The organism is Acetobacterium sp. MES1, assembly GCF_002237635.1.
Lineage (GTDB): Bacteria > Bacillota > Clostridia > Eubacteriales > Eubacteriaceae > Acetobacterium > Acetobacterium wieringae.
Genome location: NZ_MJUY01000025.1, coordinates 146,524 through 168,988, shown reverse-complemented (window position 1 = coordinate 168,988; position 22,465 = coordinate 146,524). Strand labels below are relative to the sequence as shown.

Genomic DNA, 22,465 nt, shown 5'->3' with positions numbered 1-22,465 from the left:
AAAAGAATGAGCGAATTTCGTTATGAATTGATTAAGGAGTGTAAGGACACCGGAGCCAGACTGGGAAAGATCCATACCAAGCGGGGGGTTATCAATACCCCGATTTTTATGCCAGTGGGAACCCAGGCGACGGTGAAGTCCCTATCATCCGAAGATTTAGTAGAGATGGATGCCAATATAATTCTGGGCAATACCTACCATCTTTATTTGAGACCCGGCCAGGAGATTATGGATAAGGCTGGCGGGATCCATAAGTTTATGAACTGGAACCGGCCGGTGCTCACTGACAGCGGCGGCTTTCAGGTATTTTCTTTAAATGACTTAAGAAAGATCACCGAAGATGGCGTTGAATTTATTTCACACCTGGATGGCTCCCGACATTTTATGACCCCGGAAAAGGCCATTGATATGCAAAATTCCATCGGGGCCGATATCATCATGTGTTTTGACGAGTGTGCCCCGGCTGGTGCCGATTATGAGTATACCAAGAAATCCATGGAAATGACCACCCGCTGGGCGCGGCGCTGTAAAGAGGCCCACAAACGCCCCGAGGATCAGGCTTTGTTTGGGATTGTTCAGGGGGGGATGTTTGCTGATCTGCGGGCGCAAAGTGTAGAACAGCTCACTGACATCGGCTTTCCGGGTTATTCCATTGGCGGACTCAGTGTGGGGGAACCCAAAGATGTGATGTATAAGATGCTGGATGCCACCACCCCGCTTTTACCCAAAGATAAACCCCGCTATTTAATGGGGGTTGGTTCCCTGGATGCGCTGTTTGAAGGCACGATTCGGGGCATTGACATGTTTGATTGTGTGCTCCAGAGTCGGATTGCCAGAAACGGCACCGCTTTTACCAGTCATGGTAAGGTGGTGGTTCGGAATGCTACTTATAAGGAAGATTTTACACCGGTTGATCCTGAATGTGATTGTTTCGTTTGCCGAAACTACACCCGGGCCTACATCCGTCATCTCATTAAAACCAATGAAATTTTAGGGGCCAGGTTATTGACATATCATAATTTATACTTTACACTTGTAACGATGAAGAAAATTCGACAGGCCATAATGGATGACAATTTATTAGCCTATAAGGAAGCTTTCTTTGAGAAATTCGGTATAACTGAATAAAGATGAAGGAGAATGTGAATGTTTGGAATTGATTTTACATTAATTCTCCCGCTGATTTTAGTACTGGTGTTTTTTTATTTCTTTGTTTTACGACCACAGCAAAAACAGCAAAAAGAGATTAAAGAAATGCGATCCAGTATGAAACCAGGGGACGAGATTATTACAATTGGCGGATTTTATGGAATCGTCTATGCGATTGGTGAAGAAAATGTTACCATCGAGTTATTGCCAGATTATCATAAGGCGTTGATTACCAAATCGGCCATTGCCCGAATTGTCAATGTTGGGGACGCTGTTGTTGCAACAGAAGATGACAATTTTGAAGAATTGGAAGATCTGGATAATGAAGAAATCGTTGTCGATGCTGAATTTGAAGAAATCGACGAAGACAAAAAATAAAGAGAACGGACCAGCACTCGGCGACCCGGATTTTAGCGGGTCTGCCGGTAATTGTCGGGAAAAATTATTTTTGAAGGGAGTGAATAATTTGAAGCACATTAAAATCATTAAAGAAGGTAAACTCACTGACGTGAAGAACAGAGGATGCGGGGAATGTCAAACTTCCTGTCAATCTGCCTGTAAAACATCCTGCACCGTAGGAAATCAAAAATGCAAACAAACGACTGAAAAATAATAAACAAGCCTGAAAGGGGCTGTCTCGTAAGAGATAGTCCCTTTTTTCATGATGGGAGAAAAAATGATACATAAATATAAAAAGAATGGTCTCAATATTGTTTTGGACGTGGATACCAGCACAGTACTGACGGTTGACGAACTGACCTTTGAAGTGCTGGATCACTATGAAGGTAAAACCAGAGCCGAAATCATTGCCAGCTTTCAAGAAAAATATTCAGTGACCGAACTCAATGAATGTCTGGATGAATTGGATGGTGTCAAAGCGGCCGGGCTATTGTTCCGGGAAATGAACTATCAACGGGAGAACTATGCCAATGAAGATTTGATCAAGGCGCTATGCCTGCATGTCGCCCATGACTGTAATCTGAAATGCGCTTATTGCTTTGCTGCGCAAGGTGACTTTGATGGTGAAAAACTGCTGATGCCGCTGGAAGTTGGCAAAAAAGCCATCGATTTTATCATCGCTCAGTCCAAAAACCGAAAAAACCTGGAAGTTGATTTCTTCGGTGGTGAACCGCTGATGAATCTGGATGTGGTTAAGCAATTAGTGGTATATGGCAAAGAGATGGCCGCTAAAAACGATAAGCAGTTCAAATTCACAATGACCACAAATGGGGTGCTGTTAAATGCCGAAACCCGGGAATATCTAAACGAAACGATGGATAATATCGTGCTTAGTCTGGATGGTCGTAAAGAAGTCAATGATCAGATGCGGCAAACGGTCAATGATCAGGGCTCTTTTGATGTGATTATCGACAACATCAAAGCGATGGCTAAAATGCGGGGTGATAAAGATCATTATGTCCGGGGCACCTATACACATCATAATCTTGATTTTGCCAAGGATGTTGAGTTTTTGGCGGCAAAGGGTTTTAAAAGCATTTCGGTGGAACCGGTGGTGGCCGAGGCAACTCACGATTACGCCCTGACCGAGTCCGATCTCCCCACTATCATGGCAGAATATGATGCGCTGGCCTTGTCTTACCTCACGCGTCATGAAGCAGGACTGCACTATAACTTTTTCCATTTTAATGTGGATCTCGATCATGGCCCCTGCGTTTACAAACGGCTGTCCGGATGTGGGGCCGGTAAGGATTATGTGGCCGTAACGCCGGAGGGGGACATTTATCCCTGTCATCAGTTTGTCGGCAATGAAGCATTTAAGATGGGGGATGTGAGTAATGGCATCACCAATGGCGAGATCAAAAAAATCTTCGATGCTGGCAACCTGCTGGAAAAAGAAGACTGTCAAAGCTGCTGGGCCAAATATTTTTGCGGTGGGGGCTGTCATGCCAATGCCTATAACTTTAACGGTACGATTATGAAACCTCATTTCGTCAGCTGCGAAATTGAGCGGCGGCGGGTGGAAAATGCCATTATGATTTCAATTATTGAAGGCGAACAGGAATAAGCGGTTAAGGTTTGCTTGGACTACCGTACCGATCAATGACCAAGGGGTCAGACCCTTGTTAATCTGTTGTTCGCTGCGGAATCGGACAGGCGATGCCGTGTCCGCTCCGATGCGTAGGGTCTGACCCCTAGGTCACAACATGATGTAACAATTGTCGGTACTAGGCCAGTTAGAAAACACCAAATAGTAATGTGTCACCTGGATTTTTTGACAAGAATGGATATTTGTGGTAGATTAAGGTATCTACATTAAACAAACCTTCAGATTATTCTGCGACTTGAAGCATCATATCAGCACAGCAAAATCGAGAAAAATCATAACATTCATTCTAAAACCATCTACAACCCATGGAGGCACATATTGGAAAAGAAATCACTGGACGATTTAACGGTTGTTGAATTGCGTAAACAGGCGGAAAGTCTGGGTATCGAAAAAACCAGCCGCCTTAAAAAAATTGAACTGATCGAGGCCATTGAAGAAAAATTGGAGTCCTCGGCAGAGCAATTGGCGCATCAACATCATCAGCATGAGATAAAGGAAAAAGAAGTATTGACAGACACTAACGAAATATCGGAAAAAAAAGCAGCTGAAAAAAATAATCCAGAAAAACAGCTGGCCCAAACCCATTCGCGGATCACGAATGGGTCAAACGGCACCCGATCACCCTATTATAAGATTAAAGATTCCATGGATAATGTGGTGGTAGTGGAAGGGAATCTGGAAATTCTACCGGAAGGTTTTGGTTTTGTTAAAAACAAAGAGATGAAATCCAATGAGGAATTCGTCTATATTTCCGGTTCGCAAATCCAGAAATTCAAACTGGAAACCGGGGACGTCTTAAGCGGCAAGGTACGGCCACCCAAAACTGGCGAAAAATATTCAGCGATGCTGTTTCTGGAAAAGGTCAACGGCACCAAAACGGCAGATATTATCCAGAAAATCAACAGTATGCTTTATGTTGATGACAAAAAAGATCGGGATCGCTTTAAAAATTCTCAGGAAGGAATACTGGATGTCAACCCCGATGGTTTTGGATTTCTGCGAACCAACCATTATCTATCTGGCGACCATGATATATATGTTCCAGCCAATCAGATCCGACGATTTAATCTGCGGACTGGCGATAAAGTTGTCGGTAAGATTAAGATGTCCAGTGAGAATGAAAAGTTTGATGCGTTGCTTTATGTCGAAACGGTCAACGGCGCTATTCCCGAAAAAATTGCCAATCGGCCTCGATTTGAACGACTGACACCAATTTTTCCGGAACAGCGGATCACCCTGGAAACCACCCAGGATGTTGTGTCAACCCGGATGATTGATCTCTTTTCGCCGATGGGTAAAGGTCAGCGGGGACTAATTGTGGCCCCGCCAAAGGCGGGCAAGACGATTCTTTTAAAGGAAATTGCCAATGGCATCACCACCAATCATCCAGAAATCGAGCTGATTATTCTGTTAGTTGATGAACGGCCGGAAGAAGTCACCGATATGAAACGATCGATCGATGCCGATATTGTCTATTCGACCTTTGATCAGCCCCCGGAAAATCACATCAAGGTGGCCGAAATCGTTTTGGAACGGGGCAAACGCCTGGTTGAACAGGGCAAAGACGTGGTGATCCTGGTTGACAGTTTAACCCGGTTAACCCGGGGAAACAATCTGGTGGTGTCGCCATCCGGGAGAACCTTGTCGGGGGGGCTCGATCCGGAAGCCTTATTCTTTCCCAAAAAGTTTTTTGGTTCGGCCCGGAATGTGGAAGAAGGGGGCAGTCTGACGATTCTGGCCACCGCCCTGGTGGATACCGGCAGCCGGATGGATGATATCATCTTTGAAGAATTTAAAGGGACTGGCAATATGGAATTACATTTAGAGCGGGAACTGGCGGAGCGAAGGATCTACCCGGCCATCAACCTGAACCGGTCTGGTACCCGTCGGGAGGAGAAACTCTTATCCAACGAAGAACTGAAAGTCAGCTTCGATATTCGCAAGCTTTACAAGGGCACTACGGTTTATGATCTCACCGATAAGATTATTTCGATTCTGGAACGCACCAAAGACAATGAAGCATTTATGAAAAAAATTATTGATAAATATAAGGCACAAAATATTTGATCTTTTAAGAAAAGTCTGATATAATATCACGGTTGATAAAATAACAATAAGCAATTAAATAAATAAGAAACGAGGTGGATTCGATGAAAGAAGGCATTCATCCAAATTACGGCAAATCAATAGTTAAGTGTGCGTGTGGAAATACATTTGAAACAGGTTCTATCAAACCAGAATTAAAAGTGGAAATCTGTTCAGTTTGTCACCCATTTTTCACTGGAAAACAAAAACTAGTTGATGCTGGCGGACGTGTTGATCGATTTAATAAAAAATACGGCATTAAAAACGAGTCAGCAGAATAAAAAAGAAGTCGGTTCTTGTAACCGGCTTTTTTCTTGTTCAGTTATGCACGGTTTTTTTGTTTTATGTTGAGGTAGAAAAATGACCATCAGAGAGATTTTGGATTTTGGACGGCAGGCGCTGGCTCAGGCTGGAATCGAGCATCCCGGTTTTGAGGCAGAAATTCTACTGAGCAGAATTCTGGACACGGATCGGGTTTATTTTTATACCCACTCACACGAAGCGGTGGATTTAAAACGAGAAGCAACTTATCGTGATGTAATAAAAAGACGTAGTCAATTGGAACCGGTCGCCTATATCCAGGAAAAAAAGGAATTTATGGGTATGGAATTTTTCGTCAATCGGGATGTTTTAATTCCCAGACCCGACACCGAACCGATGGTGGAGTACCTGCTTGAATATTTACAACTAAACTATCCAAAGGGTGCTAAAATTCTGGATCTGTGTACAGGCAGTGGGGCGATTGGCATTTCGATCAAAAGACATTTTAAACAGGCCGACGTCAGTCTTAGTGATTTTTCGGCGGCGGCACTGGCAGTGGCAAAGACGAATGCCGATCAATTGGCAGATGGGGAGCTGACCTTGTATCATGGGGATCTCTTTGCGGCAATCCCGCACGGAGAAACCTTTCAGATAATTGTTTCGAATCCGCCCTACATCAGTCGGACAGAGATGAATCACCTGGAACGGGGCATTCTTGACTATGAACCTCATATGGCCTTGGATGGCGGCGAATCCGGCTTGGATTTTTATCGGCGGATCATTGGTGAGGCCCATTTGTTTTTAGAAAAAGATGGTCTTCTGGCACTGGAAATAGGGGATCATCAGGCTGATGATGTAACTGATTTACTAAAAAATAATGGATATCGGGAGATTCAAACCATAATGGATCTCAGCGGCCGGATCCGGTGTCTGACTGGAAAATTATCCATTTGATAATGAAGCGATAATAATAAATTGGGATGACGGTTCATAAAAATTGTGATAGAATAATAGTACTAAATTTAAAAAGTAAAAATTAACATATGCATATCGGAGGTTAACATGGTATCAGCAGGAGATTTTAAAAAAGGTGTAACGTTTGAAATGGATGGGAATACATTTACAATCATTGAATTCCAACACGTTAAACCAGGTAAAGGCGCCGCCTTTGTTCGAACAAAGATTCGAAATGTTATTACAGGAGCAGTGGTTGAAAAATCATTCAGCCCGACCGAACGCTATCCGAAAGCACAGGTTGAAACCCGTGAGATGGAATATTTATATGAAGATGGTGGTCTCTATTATTTCATGGATCTGGAATCCTATGAGCAGATCCCATTAAACTTTAATCAAGTTGAGGAAGCTCTAAAATATTTGAAAGAAAACGATATTGCGACAGTAAAGTCGTTAAAAGGCGTGGCATTTTCGGTAGCAGCCCCCAATTTTGTCGAATTGGAAGTTGTCAAAACCGATCCTGGCTTTAAGGGCGACACCGCAACTGGCGCCAATAAACCAGCAACGGTTGAGACTGGAGCAATTATCACCGTACCGCTTTTCGTGGAACAAGGTGATAAGATTCGTATTGACACCCGGACGGGTGATTATATGGAAAGGGTATAAAATGAAATATATTAATGAAAAAGTCGCTTATACCAAAGGACTGGTTGACGGTCTGGAGTTAGATCAGGCTTCTAACGAAGGCAAGGTTCTGGTTCAGGTATTGGATATTCTCGAAGATATTGTTGATGCCCTGGATGGCATTACCGAAGCTCAGGAAGAATTAGAAGAATATGTGGAAATGGTTGATGATGATCTTTCCGAGCTGGAAGAATTCATTCTCGATGAAGACTTCGGTGACGATGATGATTACGAATTTGACGAAGAGGAATATTACGAGATCATTTGTCCCGAGTGTGGCAATGTTTATATTACCGAATTTGAGTCGTTTGAAAATAACACCGTAGCGTGCCCGGACTGTGGCGCCCCATTTATCCTGAATGAAGAAATTTCATGCTGTGGCGAGGATGGTTGCGACTGTCATCAGGAAATCTAAAGAACATAGGTAACTAAGATGAAACTAGAAATGAAAAACAATCAGGCACCGAATATCAATGACGAAATGATCGCTTCGATTGTCAGCTTGGCGGCTACTGGCGTTAATGGTGTAGCACGTATTTCATTAAGAATCACCGATGAAATCATGGATAAACTCTATCTTGCCTCAACAATTAAAGGGGTCAAAATAGCCAGGGATCCGGAGGGTTTGCTGATTTGGGTTTACGTGATTACCGAACCAGGTGTCGACATTATCAAGGTTTCTAAAGCAATTCAAAAAAAAGTAAAGGTTGCCGTGGAATCCATGGCCGGTTTTCAGGTAGCTGCAATTAATGTCCGAATAGAAGGTTCAGGCATCTAGGGGCGAAAGCCCCTTTTTTAGAATATTAGAATCAGAAGGAGAAGCGCATGAGTCGAAAAAAAGAACGGGAATATGCGTTAAAAGGGGTATTTCAATTAGATTTTCATCCGGAACCAGGAGATTTCACTGAAAGTATTGCATATTTTTTAGAGGATAATGAGCTCGATCTGACTTATGGAAAGACTCTGATCGATACGACCGAAACTCATCTTCCAGAAATCGATGATATTCTCGATGACTATCTCAAAAGCACCTGGAAAATTGATCGCATTCCAAAGGTGGAAAAATCAATTCTGCGTCTGGCCATTTGTGAGCTGAAATATATGGACGAAAAAGTACCATTTGAAGTTGTCATTAACGAGGCAATAGAGCTCACAAAAAAATTTGGAGATGAGGATGGAAAAAATTACGTTAATGGTATCTTGAATAAAATCGTTAAGGATGAACTCAATGAGTGCCCTTAGCCTTGGTATCGATACCAGTAATTATACAACTTCGGTTGCCTTGGTAGACGAAAATGAAAACATGATTTATAACAAGGGCATCCTATTGGAAGTGAAGTCAGGAGAAAGAGGGCTTCGTCAATCGGATGCCCTTTTTCAGCATGTCCACCATTTGCCGATACTCCTTCAGGAGTTGCCCCGGGGCCGGGAAATCGAGATTATCTGTTATTCTGAGCGTCCCCGACCACTGTCTGATTCCTATATGCCAGTTTTCCGTTCGGGAGAATCACTTGCGTGTTCGCTGGCCGGGGTATTGGGGATAGAACGGCTGGCGGTGAGCCATCAGGAGAATCATATTCGGGCGGCCATTTATGGGAGCGGATCCCCAGATTTGGAAGCGATCTTTTGTGCGGTTCATTTTTCTGGTGGCACATCGGAAATATTGCTGGTTGAAAAAAAGACGATTGGTTATAAGTGCGACATTATTGCAACGACCCGGGATCTCAATGCCGGGCAATTGGTTGATCGGGTTGGGGTTCTGATGGGATGTGATTTTCCGGCAGGTAAGGCGCTGGAAGTACTGGCAAACCAGGTGAATCCGGCATCCTTTAACAGTAATGTTTTTATTTCTTCAACCATGAAGGATCTGGATTTTCACTTTTCCGGACAGGAAAATCAGGCCCGCCGCCTTTTGGAGACTGGTGTGGAACCGCCGGTAGTCGCTTATCTGGTGCTTAAAGCCATTGCCAAAACGCTCTCTAAAGCCATTGGCGGTTTGGCAAAAAAATATCCGTTTCAGTCGGTACTTTTTTCTGGTGGTGTGATGTCCAATCAGATTATCAAAAAAATAGTGATTAACGAACTGCAAGCGACCGGACTGAAGCTTTATTTTTCGCCTGGGGAATATTCCCGGGATAACGCCGCTGGCAATGCTCTGATGGGTATGGATTATTATAAACATGCGAGGTACAGTCAGTGATGAAGGCAAAAATTCTCAGCGTGTCTGAGGTTAATCAATATGTTAAAACGCTTTTGGAGTCCAATAGTCTGCTAAAAAATCTGATAATCCAGGGTGAACTTTCCAATGTCAAGCGGGCGGCTTCGGGACATTTGTATTTTTCACTAAAGGATGCAGGTAGTAAAATTGATTGCGTGATGTTTAAAAATGTCGTTACGGGTCTTAAATTTCTGCCCAAAGAAGGTCTGAAGGTCACGCTTCGGGGGAGTCTGGGCGTGTATCTGCCCAGTGGTCAATACCAGATTACGGTACGTTCCATGGAACCCCAGGGATTGGGGGACTTGTTCCAGGCATACCTGGTATTAAAAGATGAACTGGCATCCAAAGGTTATTTTGATCGGGATCATAAAAAAAAGCTGCCAGAAATAATCAGCCGGGTAGGTCTGGTGACGTCACCGACAGGGGCGGCCATCAAAGATATAATTTCAATTATTAAACGCCGAAATCCGCTGATGGATATTGTCATTTATCCCAGTCTGGTTCAGGGTGACGAAGCGGCCGGAACGATAATTAAAGGGATTCAAGCCTTCAATACGGCCCGGTCTGTGGACGTGATTATTATCGGCCGGGGTGGCGGTTCCATCGAAGACCTCTGGGCATTTAATGATGAACGTCTGGCCAAAGCTATTTTTGAATCGGAGTTACCGATTGTTTCGGCGGTGGGGCATGAAATTGACTATACGATTGCCGATTTTGTGGCTGATTTACGAGCACCGACCCCTTCTGGAGCAGCAGAATTGGTAGCGGAAGAAACTCTGAGTATGATTCAGAACCTGGTTGCTCAAAAAAAAAGGCTGAGTCAGAGCATGGCAGCGACTATCGACAGAAACCGCCGACTGTTGTTGCAGATCAGAAAAGAGCTATTGCGTTATCGACCGCAGGAACGCATCGAAGAGAGACGTCTTTTTTTGGATATCATTAACGAACGGTTGGTTCGGGCGTTAATGGGGCAACTTAAAAGTGAGCGACAGCAATTAATCAATATTAAAACCCGGATTGAAGCCATGAGTCCGGTAAATGTACTTAAAAAAGGCTATGTTCGGGTGACGGATAACTATGACAAGTCCGTTGTTTCGGTCGCCGGTTTACAGGTTGATCAGCCGGTGACGCTCCACTTTGTGGACGGTCAGGCCAAAGCAAGGATTCAATCCACGAAGGAGACTAGATAATGGCAGTTAAAAAACTGAAAACAAAAATGAATCGTTTGGAGGCCATTGCCGAATTATTGGAAGGTGATGAGCTGGAAATCGAAGCATCCATGAAGCTTTTTGAAGAAGGAATGAAGCTCATTAATGAGTGTAACGCAGATTTGGACACCCTGGAAGGAAAAATAACCATCATGATTGATGGCGAAGAAAAAGAATTCGAGGGGAGTTTGGAGGTATGAGTGGGTTCAAAATTCAGCTAAGGGATCGGGTAGCAAGAATCAATGAGGAGCTTGGAAAAGTTTTTCAACAGAATCTGGATACACCAGAAGTAATTATCGAAGCCATGAAATATAGCCTGTTTGCCGGAGGAAAAAGACTGCGTCCGATGTTAATGATGGAAACCTGCCAGGCTCTTGAAGGGGATGTAGAGGTAATCAAGCCGCTGGCCATGGGGATTGAGATGATCCATACCTATTCGTTGATCCATGATGATTTGCCAGCCATGGACAATGATGATCTGAGACGGGGCAAGCCGACTAATCATAAGGTGTATGGCGATGCCATGGCCATTCTGGCTGGAGACGGGCTGTTGAATTATGCAGTTGAAATCATGCTACAGGGCACCCAGGGACTTACGGGAAGAGCGTTGACAAATTATCTTTGTGCCATGAAATGTATCATGGGGGCTTCCGGTATTCTGGGAATGATTGGCGGTCAGGTGGCCGATATCCTCAGTGAAGACAAGGTTATCGGGCTCGATGAAATGGACTATATCCATTTGCACAAGACGGCGGCCTTGCTGGAAGCCTGTGTCCAAAGTGGCTGTATTATCGCCGAAGCTGAACCAGCCACCCAGGGACGACTGATCAGCTATAGTCACCGAATTGGGTTGGCTTTTCAGATTGTTGATGACATTCTGGATATTGAAGGTAATGAGGCCGATCTGGGCAAACCCATCGGTAGTGACGAGAAAAATCATAAATCCACCTTTGTGTCACTCTACGGGTTGGAGGCTTCAAAAATCAGGGTTGACGAGTTGGAAGCGGAAGCCATCGAACTGCTTAGACCAATTGGCGAACGGACTGTTTTTCTTCAGGAATTAGCCAGCTATATCTGCCATCGCCGAAAATGAAATCCAAGTTTTTAGAATCACTCCAAAAGATGTTTAAGTTGGTTAAAAGATAATTGGAAAAAGGAAAAAGACCCATGAAAAGAGGAAAAATTGAAAGAACGTTTAGATAAATTATTGGTGAGCCTGAATTATTTTGATACCCGGGAGCGGGCTAAAAAAGCCATTATGGCCGGGTTAGTTCAGGTCAATGACCAGGTCAGGGACAAGGCTGGCGATCTGGTGGACACTGAGGCGATGATTCAGGTCAAGGGTAGCGATCTGCCTTATGTCAGTCGGGGCGGTTTAAAACTGGAAAAGGGACTGGCAGTCTTTGATCTGGAGGTGGCAGGAAAAGCCTTTATCGATATTGGCTCATCCACCGGAGGTTTTACCGATTGCTTGCTACAAAATGGTGCTACAAAGGTGTACGCAGTCGATGTCGGTTATGGACAGCTGGACTGGAAGTTGCGCACCGATTCCCGGGTTGTTTCCATGGAACGAACCAATTTTCGCTATTTGACAACCGAGAATATTTCAGAACTGGTCGATGGTACCGTGATGGATGTCTCATTTATTTCAATAACCAAATTGATTCCGGCGATCAAATTGTTTATGAAACCTGGAGCTCGGGGGATCTGGTTGATTAAGCCGCAATTCGAAGCAGGACGGGAAAGAATTGGTAAAAACGGTGTTATCCGGGATAAAAAGGTGCATGAATCGATTTTGCTTGAAGTGATGACTGCCATCGAAAAGCAGGGATTTTTGATCAAAGGTCTGGACTTTTCTCCGATACAGGGGCCTAAAGGCAATATTGAGTTTTTAGTTTTTGTTGAAAATACCGAACCCGAGATTGAGGGAAACTGGGCATCACTGATTCATCAAGTGGTAACCATCGCCCATGAAAGTTGCAAAAAAAAGAAAGAACCCCAGGACGAATAGGATGTGAGTACGATTGGAAGCTGAATTTAAAAACTTTAAGGAAATCGGTATTTATCTCAACATGGATAAGCCGGACAGCCCTGCTTTGGCAGAAAAATGCATCGGTTATCTAATCCAGCACGGCTTTAAAATAGCCCTACTGGAAGGCCAGATAAAATATCCCCATGAATGTGTTATTTATTATCCTAAAAACCTTTTTTACCGAAAGCCGGATTGTATTCTGGTGCTGGGCGGGGATGGCACGCTTTTATTTGTAGCACGGAAAGTTTGTTTTTATTCGATACCAATTTTTGGCATTAATCTGGGTAAATTGGGTTTTCTTACCGAAGGCGAGGCGGGTAATTATGAAGAGGCGCTTAAGAATTTAACTTCTGGAGATTATTACATCGAAGAACGGATGATGTTAAGTTGCAGCATCAAAAAAGAAAATGAAAGCGCCTGCTTTTATATGGCATTAAACGATGTTCTAGTTAAGAGTCGGGGCTTTCGAATGATGGATATTGAAGCCCGGGCTAACGGCTCAACTATTGACAAATTTCGGGCTGATGGGTTGATTATCGCCACTCCCACCGGATCCACCGGTTATTCTTTGGCTGCTGGAGGGCCAGTGGTGTCACCCCAGGCGAGAGTGATGATTCTTAACCCGATCTGTCCCCATCGACTTCATGACCGATCTTATATTTTGCCGGAGGATGAGGTCATCAAACTGGAATTCGGAGATCGTGAAAAAGACATTATGGTTACCTTTGATGGACAGACCACCGTTTCGATTTCACCACAAGATGCGGTTAAGGTCAAAAAGGCCACCTATTGCACCCGGTTGATTCGGCTCAACCAGATGAGCAGTTATGACCGGCTACGAATCAAGCTTTCCAGTGAGTATTAAAAAATCAAAAGGCAAAAATAACTAACACGACAACAGGTGGCGATCTTGACAAACTTTGGAGAAAGAAGGGAAAGACATGAAAGTATCGAGACAATTAAAAATTATTGAAATCATTGAAAATAATCTCATCGAAACTCAGGAAGAGTTGGCCCAGGCATTGAAAGATGCCGGGTTTCCGGTAACCCAGGCCACCATCTCCCGGGATATTAAAGAATTGAAGCTGATCAAAGTGAGCAGTCACGATGGTATTCAGCACTATGCCCCATTAAAGGACATTGGTACTATTTATAATGAACGGGTTACGGCAGTTTTTAAGGAGTCGGTGCTTACGATTGACTATGTGGAAAACACCATTGTCCTGAGAACCCTGCCAGCCATGGCCCAGGCAGCGGCTCTGGCCATTGACTCAATGGATTGGAGTGAGATTGTTGGAACCATTGCCGGAGATGATACCATTTTTGTGTTGGTTCGCAATCGGGATATGGTTGGAGAAATTGTCGGTAAATTTAAAAAGTTGATGAAATAGGGAGGGACTGATGCTGAGAAATCTTGTTGTTAACGACTATGCGCTGATTGATCATCTGGTGGTGGATTTTCATCCAGGTCTCAATGTGATCACCGGAGAAACCGGAGCCGGAAAATCCATTGTCATTGACGCTTTGACATTGGTTCTGGGTAACCGCGGTAATAAGACCAACATCCGTCAGGGCAAGGGCAAGATGACGGTACAGGGACTTTTTGATGTCAGTGACCAGCCAGCTCTGATTCAAAAATGCGAAGCATATGGTATCCCCATGGAGGATGGTCAGTTGATTTTAATCCGTGAAATCGATGATCGGGGTCGTAATATTTGCCGCGCCAATGGTCTGATTATCACCGTCACCCAATTAAAAGCAATCGGTGATGAGCTCATTGATATCCACGGCCAGCATGAACATCAATCCTTGTTCAAAAGGGAGAATCATCGCCAGCTACTGGATGCCTTCGGCGGCGAAAAAAGCCGAAAATATCGGGATCAGATAGCTGCTGCGGCAGGCGAGATTAAACGGATTCACGAGTTGATTGCAGAATTGGAAACAAATGAACGTGAGTTGGAGCGAGAAAAAGAAGCCTTGCAGTTTGAAATCAATGAAATTGAAGCGGCGGCTCTTGTTGTTGGTGAAGATGAAGAACTGGAAGGGGAAAAACGGATTCTGGAAAACCGGGAACGTCTTTTTACACACACCAGCAGAGCCTATGAATTGCTAAGAGGAGAAAACGCCGAGCAGCCCCCGATTCTTGATGCCCTTAGTCTACTGGCGGCAAGTATGACTGAAATTGCCAAAATAGACACAAGTTTTGAGGAACGTCTGGAGACGGTTAATGGCATTTTAAGTGAAACAGAAAATCTTTCGTTTGAAATCCGTTCATATCTCGAAGATATGGAGTACAGCTTGGGTGATTTGGATGAGATTGAAACCCGACTAAGCATCATTGCCAAGTTGAAGCGGAAGTATGGTCATGATATTACCGAAATTCTTTGCTACGCCAGAGAGAGCAGCATTCGTTTAAAAAACCTGTTGAATCGGGATGAAAATCTGCAGAAATATTATCAGGAATTAAGCGGTCTTCAAGATAATTATAATAAGATCAGTAATAATCTCTATCAATTGCGTTTAAAAACAGCCAGTGCGCTGAAAAAGGCCCTTGAGAATGAGTTGGCGGAGTTAGCTATGGAAAAGACTCAGGTTGAGATTTCAGTGGAACATGATCCGGAGCGGGTCAGTGTCCATGGTCAGGATCTGGTGGAGTTTTTAATATCTGTCAACCCGGGTCAGGCACCCAAACCACTCGGGAAGGTGGCCTCAGGAGGGGAAATATCCCGAATTATGCTGAGTTTAAAAAGTATTTTCGGAAATCTGGATGCCATTGAAACGATGGTGTTTGACGAAATTGATACCGGGATCAGTGGTCGAACTGCCCAGGTGGTAGCCGAAAAAATTCAGGCCCTCAGTGTTACGCCACCCAGAGGCCGACAGATTATTTGCATTACCCATCTGCCCCAGATTGCGGCGATGTCCGACCAGCATTTTATGGTGCAAAAGCTTGCGCAGAATGAGGGGGTAGAGGTACGATTTTTACCCTTGGATGAAAAGGGTAAAAAAGAGGAGCTTTCCCGAATGCTGGGTGGCGCAGAAGTAACCCGAAAAACCTGGGAACATGCCCAGGAAATGCTGGAATTAAGCCAAAAAATAAAAAAAACGAAAAAAAGTAAAGAAGACAAAATATTATCTTAACATTTGATTGGTTATTAGATAGAATAAAGATTGTTAAAAATATATTTATTTAAGGAGATATAAATTGGAAAGAAAAGTACCCATCGGGTTGTCTAACAAACACATTCATGTATCACAGGCAGATTTAGAGGTATTATTTGGTAAAGGCTACCAATTAACACCAATGAAAGATTTATCACAACCAGGTCAATATGCCGCCGAAGAAAAAGTAGATGTGGTTGGACCAAAAGGAACTTTAAAAGGAATTCGTATTTTGGGACCCGTTCGACCAGAAACCCAATTGGAAGTTTCTGTTGGCGATGGTTTCTGTTTAGGTATTCAAGCACCACTTCGTAATTCCGGCGATATTGCAGATACGCCTGGCGTTAAAATTGTCGGACCAGCTGGCGAAGTCGAAATTGCTAAAGGTGCCATCGTTGCAGCCCGACACATTCATATGAGTCCAGAAGAAGGCGCAGCATTTGGCTTGAAAGACAAAGATATTGTTTCGGTAAAATTAGATGGACCTCGAGGTTTGATTTTTGACAATGTCCTGGTACGGGTTCACCCAGAATTTAAATTAGACATGCATCTTGATGTTGAAGAAGGAAATGCTGCCGGAGCTAAAAACGGTCAATTGGCAACAATTCTTTAATTATGATTGCACCAAACCCAATCGCATTTACTGCATTTGGCTTTGATGTCAGGTGGTATGGGGTTTTAATTGCCTCGGCATTACTGATCGGATTGTTCATCGGGATAAAACGGGCACCCAAATATGGGCTTGATCCTGAGATCATTATGGATTTCTTTTTGTATATGACCCCAGCGGTGATCATCGGAGCCCGGCTTTATTATGTCATCTTCAGTTATGACTATTATCTGGCCCATCCGGAAGAAATCATTGCGACCTGGCATGGTGGGTTGGCTATTCATGGCGGCATTATTGCTGGCATCATTGTGGCTATTATCTTGTGTCGGGTTAAAAAGATCAGTTTTTTTGCGCTGGCCGATGTTTTGATACCGGCGCTGCCCTTAGGTCAGGCGATTGGGCGCTGGGGGAATTATTTCAATCAGGAAGCCTATGGTTCGCAAACCGATTTGCCCTGGGCCATTACGGTCAATGATGCTGCTCTGGGAATCATCAGGGTGCACCCGACTTTTCTGTATGAATCGGTCTGGAATCTGCTGGTTTTTGGTTTTATCTTTTTCTATGAAGACAAAATTAAAAAGGTCGACGGCGAATTACTTTTTGTCTATCTTGGCCTGTATTCCATCGGGCGTTTTTTCATTGAAGGCCTGAGAACCGACAGCTTGATGTTTATGGGGCTGAGAACTGCTCAACTGATCAGTTTGGCATTGGTGGCAATAGGCATCGGCGGGCTTTGGTATTTGCGCAAAAATGAAGATCGCTTTGTGAATTCGATGATTAGAAAAAAATAATTTTAGTACTAAGATAAAAAGACTATCAGCGATAAACGGATAGTCTTTTGTCTTTTTTGCACAGCGAGACGCAACATCGATTGCCGACATCAGGACAATCGGTTCATCCCCCGATACTGAATCGCTTCGGATAAATGGTTGACTTGAATGGTTTTGGATCCATCTAAGTCGGCAATGGTACGGGCTAACTTTAAAATCCGATGGTAGCCACGGGCACTGAGTTTCATCTTGGTATAGACATTTTTCATCAGGTTTTCTTCAGCTGGGCCAAGTTTACAGTAAATCTCCATAAGTTTTGGCGTAAGCTGGGCATTATAAAAAATATCCAAATTCTGATAGCGTTGATTTTGTCGTTCACGGGCAGCATCGACCCGTTTTTTGATAACAGAAGAACTTTCACCCTTGGGTTTGGTCTGAAGCTCATCGTAGGTGGTGCTGGGAATCTCCACAAAAATATCCAGTCGATCCAGCAATGGTCCGGATATTTTGCCTTGATAGTTTTTAATCTGCTGGGGCGTGCAAATACATTCATGGGCTGGGTCTGTGAGATAACCGCAGGGACAGGGGTTCATTGAAGTGATCAGGGTAAAACTGGCCGGAAAAGTCAGCGAGGCGTTGACCCGGGAAATCGTCACCTCCTGATCTTCAATCGGCTGACGCAACACCTCCAGAGCCGATTTTTGGAATTCTGGCAGCTCATCGAGAAAAAGCACCCCCAGGTGGGCCAGTGAAACCTCACCAGGCTTGGGGATTCGGCCACCACCAACCAGTGAAACTTTAGAAATGGTATGGTGGGGAGAGCGAAAAGGACGTTGACTGATGATGGCATTATTTTTCAGGAGTCCGGAAATGCTGTGAATCTTGGTGATCTCAAGCGCTTCGTCCAAGGTGAGATCCGGCAGGATGGAAGGAAAACCTTTAGCCAACATGGTTTTTCCCGACCCTGGAGGTCCGCTCATCAGACAGTTGTGAGCCCCGGCGGCGGCAATTTCTAACCCCCGTTTGGCCAGATCCTGACCCCGGATGTCAGAAAAATCGATGCTATGACAGCTGTTTTCCACATTCAGGAGCGTCTTGCGATTGATCATAAAGGGGTCGATGACGAGTTCCTGTTTTAAAAAGGAAACTGCTTCGTGAAAATCTTTTACGGGATAAACGTTCACATTCTGAACCACCGCTGCTTCATGACGGTTATCAAATGGCACCAGAATGTTGGCAATGCCAGCTTCTTTAGCCGCCAATACCATCGGTAGCACCCCATTAACGCTTCTAATTTCGCCGCTGAGGGATAATTCTCCGATAACCAAAAAGCTCTCGGGATGATCCCAAGTCAGTTGCTCTGAAGCAGTCAGGATGCCCAGAGCAATGGCCAGATCAAAGGCTGGACCTTCTTTTTTCAGATCGGCTGGAGCGAGGTTAACGGTGATTCGTTCCATCGGATATTTGAAACCATTGTTTTTGATGGCCGAAAAAACCCGATCCTTGGATTCTTTGATGCCTGCATCCGGTAGACCGACCAGTGAATATGCGGGCAGACCCCGGGAAATATCAATTTCGACTGTGACAATAACGCCATTAACACCCAGTAATCCGCTACTTTTTATCTGTGATAACATACAAAGTTTACCTCCAACTTATTATGGACATTATACCGGAAATAAACGTAAAAATATAGAGAAATAATTAGATGGTTATGGTATTATGATAAAACAAGTTGAAAAATAAAAAGGAGGTGCCCATGGAAAAAACGACAAAGGGAACCTTATATGTGCTCATTGCCATGATGTTATTCAGCACCGGTGGGTTGTTTATCAAGCTGATCAATGCGAATGCTTTTACGATTACATTTGGACGGGCAATCATAGCGGGTCTTATTTTTTTGCCCATGATTCAATGGAAGAAAATCAAATTTTCGAAATATTATGTTGGTTTGGTGGTCTCCTACTGTTATTTATGCATGATGTTTGTACTAACAACAAAGATTACAACGGCAGCTAATGCCATTATTCTTCAATGTACGGCACCACTATGGCTTTACTTGTTTTACGTGGTCAAAGGGAAAAAAATAACAAAGCGTGATTTGATTCCACGACTGTTTATCTTACTGGGGATCATTCTAATACTAAGTGCGGCTGATGGTGGAAACCCCTGGGGTGATCTGCTGGCTTTAACCAATGGGATTGCCTATGCGGCAGTTCAGTATTTACTGGACAAAGACTATCCCATATCGGATGCTTCAATTGTGGGGTTAAACAACCTATGGTTGAGTTTGATCATTCTGTTAACCATGTCCAGTCAGCTGGACTTCACCGGCATCTCAGTTTATGGTTGGTTGGGCTTGATTTTTCTGGGTGTTTTTCAGATTGGTATTGCTTATCTCTTTTTATCAGGGGGGGTGCGCCTGATTTCACCACTGAAAGCCTCGATTCTATCATTGGCCGAACCCATACTCAATCCGATTTTTGTGTTCTTTTTTGTGGGAGAAACGCCATCATTTCTTTCGTTAATCGGTTTTGCGATCATTCTGATGGGGATTGGTCTGACAATGGTACCCCCTAAGACGCATCTAAGCGAGATTAATGAGTAACTCAAAATATCAAAGATTAAAAAACCACAACGCATTTTGCAGTTGTGGTTTTTTAGGTTGAAATTCAGATTGATTATTCCGGTTGAGCTGCACTTTGCGGCTTGGGTTTAATAAAGAGAAGAGCGATCGCAATGGCTGCAAAAGTGATCATTGAAACATAGAAAGGAAATTTAATATTAACCATCATGTCAACGCCCATAACTCCGGCTAAAAGAGCGAAGAAATAAGCTGAACAGAATCCACCGACATTCATGGATGCCATGACAATTCCCGAGGCGGTGGGCATCTGGCTGGGATGGACGGCTGCGCCCAAATTCATGAAGATGCTTGGCATGATAAAACTTAAACCAATACCGGCAATCGTTGTACCAATGTACATAAAGGCAATGGAATTTCCTAGACCAATACTGACCATGGCGACAGCTATTAAAGCAACGCCTACTGGCATGGTATTGCTTTTGAAAATCCCGAAGACTTTCGCAAAAATTAAACCTCCCAGCATTCCGCCGACTGTGAACATTGTCAAGACAAGAGCAGCATCTCCAGCAGTTCCCATACCACCGGCAGCGATAATTGAAGACATGTTAACCAGCATCGGGTAAATCAGAACCATCAAGAAGAAAATTAAACCGGCAAAAGCAAACACGGCCCCGGGTAATTTGGGCTTTGCTTCGCCAACTGCTTGAACGGGAGCTTTTGCTGGCTCAGGCAGGAACAGAATAATCACTAAGGTTATAATCCCTAATCCGTGAACTAAAAACGCATATTCCCAGGAAATTGTCGCCGCAAAACCACCGAGTAATTGGAAAAGGATTCCTCCTACGTTACCAACGACACCGCTAAGGCCCATCATTTGAGCCCGTACCTCACCATCAAAGAAAGCGATAATCAGTGCGGCTCCCAAAGGCGTAACAATCCCGAGTCCAATACCGAAGATGGCACGAACGATCAGAATCGCTGTAAAGCTGGAGGCGGTCATAAAATAGGGGGCTATACCACCACCGATAAAGAGAATCATACCAATGATTAACAGCGTTTTGTATTTGACAACACCACCAGCAAGACGACCAGAGATCAGGGTGGCCGGAACGGACATTAATACCGCCAGAGTAGAAACAAGCAACAGGGATGTAAATGGAACATCCGGGAAGGCCGCAGCGATACTGGCGATAGCCGGTGTGATGGTACCAACCCCCATTTGGACAAAGAAAACCGATAATACTGCAATTTTTAGGAACGTATTATTTTTCATAATTTCACCTCTTCTAAAAGATATCTCCCTGGAATCAGACCAGGATGTTTAAAGTTTACCCAGCCCCGATTTTCGAGATGGGTATGTAGCCAGTCAGCCGCGAAAAATAACATGATTAGTTAGGATTCAAATGTCATTTAAACGTTTGCTGTTTGGCTTGGTTCACAACGGATAATAGCAAGGGGGTTATAACATGCGTTTTTTAAATCCTCCTTCTTAAATTGGTGTGCGAATCACCCCCAAAAGCACTATTTTCAATCACTGAACCGAAAAATAGTTCGATATAGCTAAGATAGTGGTTCAGTGATCAATAAGTTATACAAGTACAATATTAGTTACGTTTAAGCGTATGATGATAATAGCATGCAAAATCGGGAATGTCCAGCATTATTTACATTAAAAGTGAATAATTACGAAAATATATAGAATTTTACACATTTATAAACGTTTAAAACATGAATTATAAAAATTTTACAGTGATGAGTGGAGCGTTAAAATAGTGTGTTGACGTTATGTAGTTCAAATATTAATTGAAGTTAAAAAAAGCGGGAGAAAGAGTATAAAAAAACAGCGCCATGTTAAGCATGACGCTGTAAGGATACCGGAGAAGCCAGAAAAAATGATACGATCAGACAATGTTAAAATTTTTTTCGATTCGCACGGTAAACATTTTTTCGATTTCGTAGGATTCGCTAATTATCTGTTTGATAAGATTGGGATCAAGACCCATATTGTTCAGCAATAGATGAATACTGGAGTTAATGAAATCTTGAGAAGAACAATCAATAAGCCCGGCATCATAAGCAAGATTAATACCTTGTGTAGCACCGGCGCTGGCGAACGCAATAAAGGCAATCTCAAAGTCGCTGTAGTGAAGGTCGCAGCTTTCAGCCAGATTGCGGTAAAAATCGGTGACCACACTTTGTTCCTTGTAAAGAACATTTTCTCCCAGTAAATCGTAGTAAAATCGACTGAAATTTTTATTGAATCGCATATTGTTGTTCAATACCCGCCACTCAACGGCGGTTTGAAGTAAAAGGGTTGTTTCGAGCCCTAATTTGTAAAGATTTTCGGTAACCTTCGCTTTGATAGTCGACATGAGTTCGTTATATAATTCAATTCCAAGGCCGCCTTTTGAACCATAATAATAATTGATCAGACCAACATTCGCCCCGGATTCTTTGGCAATCTTCAGGCAGGTGGTACTGGTATAGCCATATTCATAAAATAAGGCTTTAGATGCCTCATAAATCTTTTCCTTGGTTTCTTTACCAACCTTGTATTTTCCCATTTTATACTCTCTATTTCTATATTTTAATTCTGTGTAAAAATGCGTAAGATATAGCTAAAGCATACCATATTTCTTTGTGAAAAACAAGACAAAGGAAGCTAAAAAAACTTTCT

25 protein-coding genes are annotated in these 22,465 nt (G+C 43.5%); 22 read left to right on the top strand and 3 right to left on the bottom strand.

Annotation, left to right across the window (positions count from 1 at the left end):
- Positions 1-6 precede the first annotated feature (6 nt).
- From tgt to lgt, 21 genes are all read left to right on the top strand, one after another.
- Positions 7-1,128 (top strand): tRNA guanosine(34) transglycosylase Tgt, encoded by a 1,122-nt coding sequence (gene tgt, locus BI182_RS09210; protein WP_070370501.1) that lies wholly within the window; start codon positions 7-9, stop codon positions 1,126-1,128.
- An 18-nt stretch (positions 1,129-1,146) separates the two neighbouring features.
- The gene (yajC, locus tag BI182_RS09205) at positions 1,147-1,527 is read left to right on the top strand and encodes a preprotein translocase subunit YajC (RefSeq protein ID WP_228882821.1); all 381 of its coding nucleotides are present in this window, start codon (positions 1,147-1,149) and stop codon (positions 1,525-1,527) included.
- Between the two features lie 88 nt (positions 1,528-1,615).
- Entirely contained in the window at positions 1,616-1,762 is a 147-nt protein-coding gene (scfA, locus tag BI182_RS09200; RefSeq protein WP_083837856.1) for a six-cysteine ranthipeptide SCIFF, read from the top strand.
- Positions 1,763-1,825: 63 nt separating this feature from the next.
- Positions 1,826-3,175: a thioether cross-link-forming SCIFF peptide maturase gene (scfB, locus tag BI182_RS09195; RefSeq protein WP_070370595.1), complete on the top strand. Its 1,350-nt coding sequence runs from the start codon at positions 1,826-1,828 to the stop codon at positions 3,173-3,175.
- Between the two features lie 360 nt (positions 3,176-3,535).
- Positions 3,536-5,284 (top strand): transcription termination factor Rho, encoded by a 1,749-nt coding sequence (rho, locus tag BI182_RS09190; RefSeq protein ID WP_286807261.1) that lies wholly within the window; start codon positions 3,536-3,538, stop codon positions 5,282-5,284.
- Positions 5,285-5,367: 83 nt separating this feature from the next.
- On the top strand, positions 5,368-5,583 hold the full coding sequence (rpmE, locus tag BI182_RS09185) for a 50S ribosomal protein L31 (protein ID WP_070370503.1): 216 nt from the start codon (positions 5,368-5,370) through the stop codon (positions 5,581-5,583).
- Between the two features lie 79 nt (positions 5,584-5,662).
- Entirely contained in the window at positions 5,663-6,517 is an 855-nt protein-coding gene (prmC, locus tag BI182_RS09180) for a peptide chain release factor N(5)-glutamine methyltransferase (protein WP_286807253.1), read from the top strand.
- A gap of 108 nt (positions 6,518-6,625) precedes the next feature.
- The gene (gene efp / locus BI182_RS09175; protein ID WP_286807249.1) at positions 6,626-7,183 is read left to right on the top strand and encodes an elongation factor P; all 558 of its coding nucleotides are present in this window, start codon (positions 6,626-6,628) and stop codon (positions 7,181-7,183) included.
- A 1-nt stretch (position 7,184) separates the two neighbouring features.
- On the top strand, positions 7,185-7,616 hold the full coding sequence (locus BI182_RS09170; RefSeq protein ID WP_070370506.1) for a CD1247 N-terminal domain-containing protein: 432 nt from the start codon (positions 7,185-7,187) through the stop codon (positions 7,614-7,616).
- A gap of 18 nt (positions 7,617-7,634) precedes the next feature.
- A complete protein-coding gene (locus BI182_RS09165) occupies positions 7,635-7,979 on the top strand; it encodes an Asp23/Gls24 family envelope stress response protein (RefSeq protein ID WP_084633527.1) in 345 nt (114 codons plus the stop codon).
- 47 nt (positions 7,980-8,026) lie between these two features.
- Entirely contained in the window at positions 8,027-8,443 is a 417-nt protein-coding gene (nusB, locus tag BI182_RS09160) for a transcription antitermination factor NusB (protein WP_070370507.1), read from the top strand.
- Positions 8,430-9,401 carry a Kae1-like domain-containing protein gene (locus BI182_RS09155; protein WP_070370508.1) on the top strand — a complete coding sequence of 324 codons (972 nt, stop codon included), beginning with the start codon at positions 8,430-8,432 and terminating at the stop codon, positions 9,399-9,401. The genes nusB and BI182_RS09155 overlap by 14 nt, the downstream gene beginning before the upstream one ends.
- Positions 9,401-10,609 (top strand): exodeoxyribonuclease VII large subunit, encoded by a 1,209-nt coding sequence (gene xseA / locus BI182_RS09150; RefSeq protein WP_070370509.1) that lies wholly within the window; start codon positions 9,401-9,403, stop codon positions 10,607-10,609. Before BI182_RS09155 ends, xseA begins: the two co-directional genes overlap by 1 nt.
- Positions 10,609-10,827, top strand: coding sequence for an exodeoxyribonuclease VII small subunit (xseB, locus tag BI182_RS09145; protein WP_070370510.1), 219 nt, complete (start codon positions 10,609-10,611; stop codon positions 10,825-10,827). The genes xseA and xseB overlap by 1 nt, the downstream gene beginning before the upstream one ends.
- Positions 10,824-11,720, top strand: coding sequence for a polyprenyl synthetase family protein (locus tag BI182_RS09140; RefSeq protein ID WP_070370511.1), 897 nt, complete (start codon positions 10,824-10,826; stop codon positions 11,718-11,720). The genes xseB and BI182_RS09140 overlap by 4 nt, the downstream gene beginning before the upstream one ends.
- Positions 11,721-11,810: 90 nt before the next feature.
- A complete protein-coding gene (locus tag BI182_RS09135) occupies positions 11,811-12,638 on the top strand; it encodes a TlyA family RNA methyltransferase (RefSeq protein WP_070370512.1) in 828 nt (275 codons plus the stop codon).
- Positions 12,639-12,651: 13 nt separating this feature from the next.
- Complete coding sequence (locus BI182_RS09130; protein ID WP_084633528.1) at positions 12,652-13,524, top strand: NAD(+)/NADH kinase; 873 nt, start codon at positions 12,652-12,654, stop codon at positions 13,522-13,524.
- Between the two features lie 76 nt (positions 13,525-13,600).
- The gene (locus BI182_RS09125) at positions 13,601-14,050 is read left to right on the top strand and encodes an arginine repressor (protein WP_070370513.1); all 450 of its coding nucleotides are present in this window, start codon (positions 13,601-13,603) and stop codon (positions 14,048-14,050) included.
- A gap of 10 nt (positions 14,051-14,060) precedes the next feature.
- On the top strand, positions 14,061-15,800 hold the full coding sequence (recN, locus tag BI182_RS09120; RefSeq protein ID WP_286807231.1) for a DNA repair protein RecN: 1,740 nt from the start codon (positions 14,061-14,063) through the stop codon (positions 15,798-15,800).
- A gap of 64 nt (positions 15,801-15,864) precedes the next feature.
- Positions 15,865-16,434 (top strand): phosphate propanoyltransferase, encoded by a 570-nt coding sequence (gene pduL, locus BI182_RS09115; RefSeq protein WP_070370515.1) that lies wholly within the window; start codon positions 15,865-15,867, stop codon positions 16,432-16,434.
- A gap of 2 nt (positions 16,435-16,436) precedes the next feature.
- Complete coding sequence (lgt, locus tag BI182_RS09110; RefSeq protein WP_070370516.1) at positions 16,437-17,222, top strand: prolipoprotein diacylglyceryl transferase; 786 nt, start codon at positions 16,437-16,439, stop codon at positions 17,220-17,222.
- An 89-nt stretch (positions 17,223-17,311) separates the two neighbouring features.
- On the opposite strand, the gene BI182_RS09105 is transcribed toward lgt, so the two are convergent.
- The gene (locus BI182_RS09105) at positions 17,312-18,838 is read right to left on the bottom strand and encodes a YifB family Mg chelatase-like AAA ATPase (protein ID WP_250933246.1); all 1,527 of its coding nucleotides are present in this window, start codon (positions 18,836-18,838) and stop codon (positions 17,312-17,314) included.
- Positions 18,839-18,960: 122 nt separating this feature from the next.
- On the opposite strand from BI182_RS09105, the gene BI182_RS09100 reads away from it, so the two are divergent.
- Positions 18,961-19,809, top strand: a complete 849-nt coding sequence (locus BI182_RS09100; protein WP_148638728.1) for a DMT family transporter — start codon at positions 18,961-18,963, stop codon at positions 19,807-19,809.
- 73 nt (positions 19,810-19,882) lie between these two features.
- Here the strand turns inward: BI182_RS09100 and BI182_RS09095 are convergent, their stop codons facing one another.
- Both BI182_RS09095 and BI182_RS09090 read right to left on the bottom strand, forming a co-directional pair.
- A complete protein-coding gene (locus BI182_RS09095; RefSeq protein ID WP_286807218.1) occupies positions 19,883-21,061 on the bottom strand; it encodes an MFS transporter in 1,179 nt (392 codons plus the stop codon).
- 628 nt (positions 21,062-21,689) lie between these two features.
- A complete protein-coding gene (locus tag BI182_RS09090) occupies positions 21,690-22,352 on the bottom strand; it encodes a TetR/AcrR family transcriptional regulator (protein ID WP_250933239.1) in 663 nt (220 codons plus the stop codon).
- Positions 22,353-22,465 lie beyond the last annotated feature (113 nt).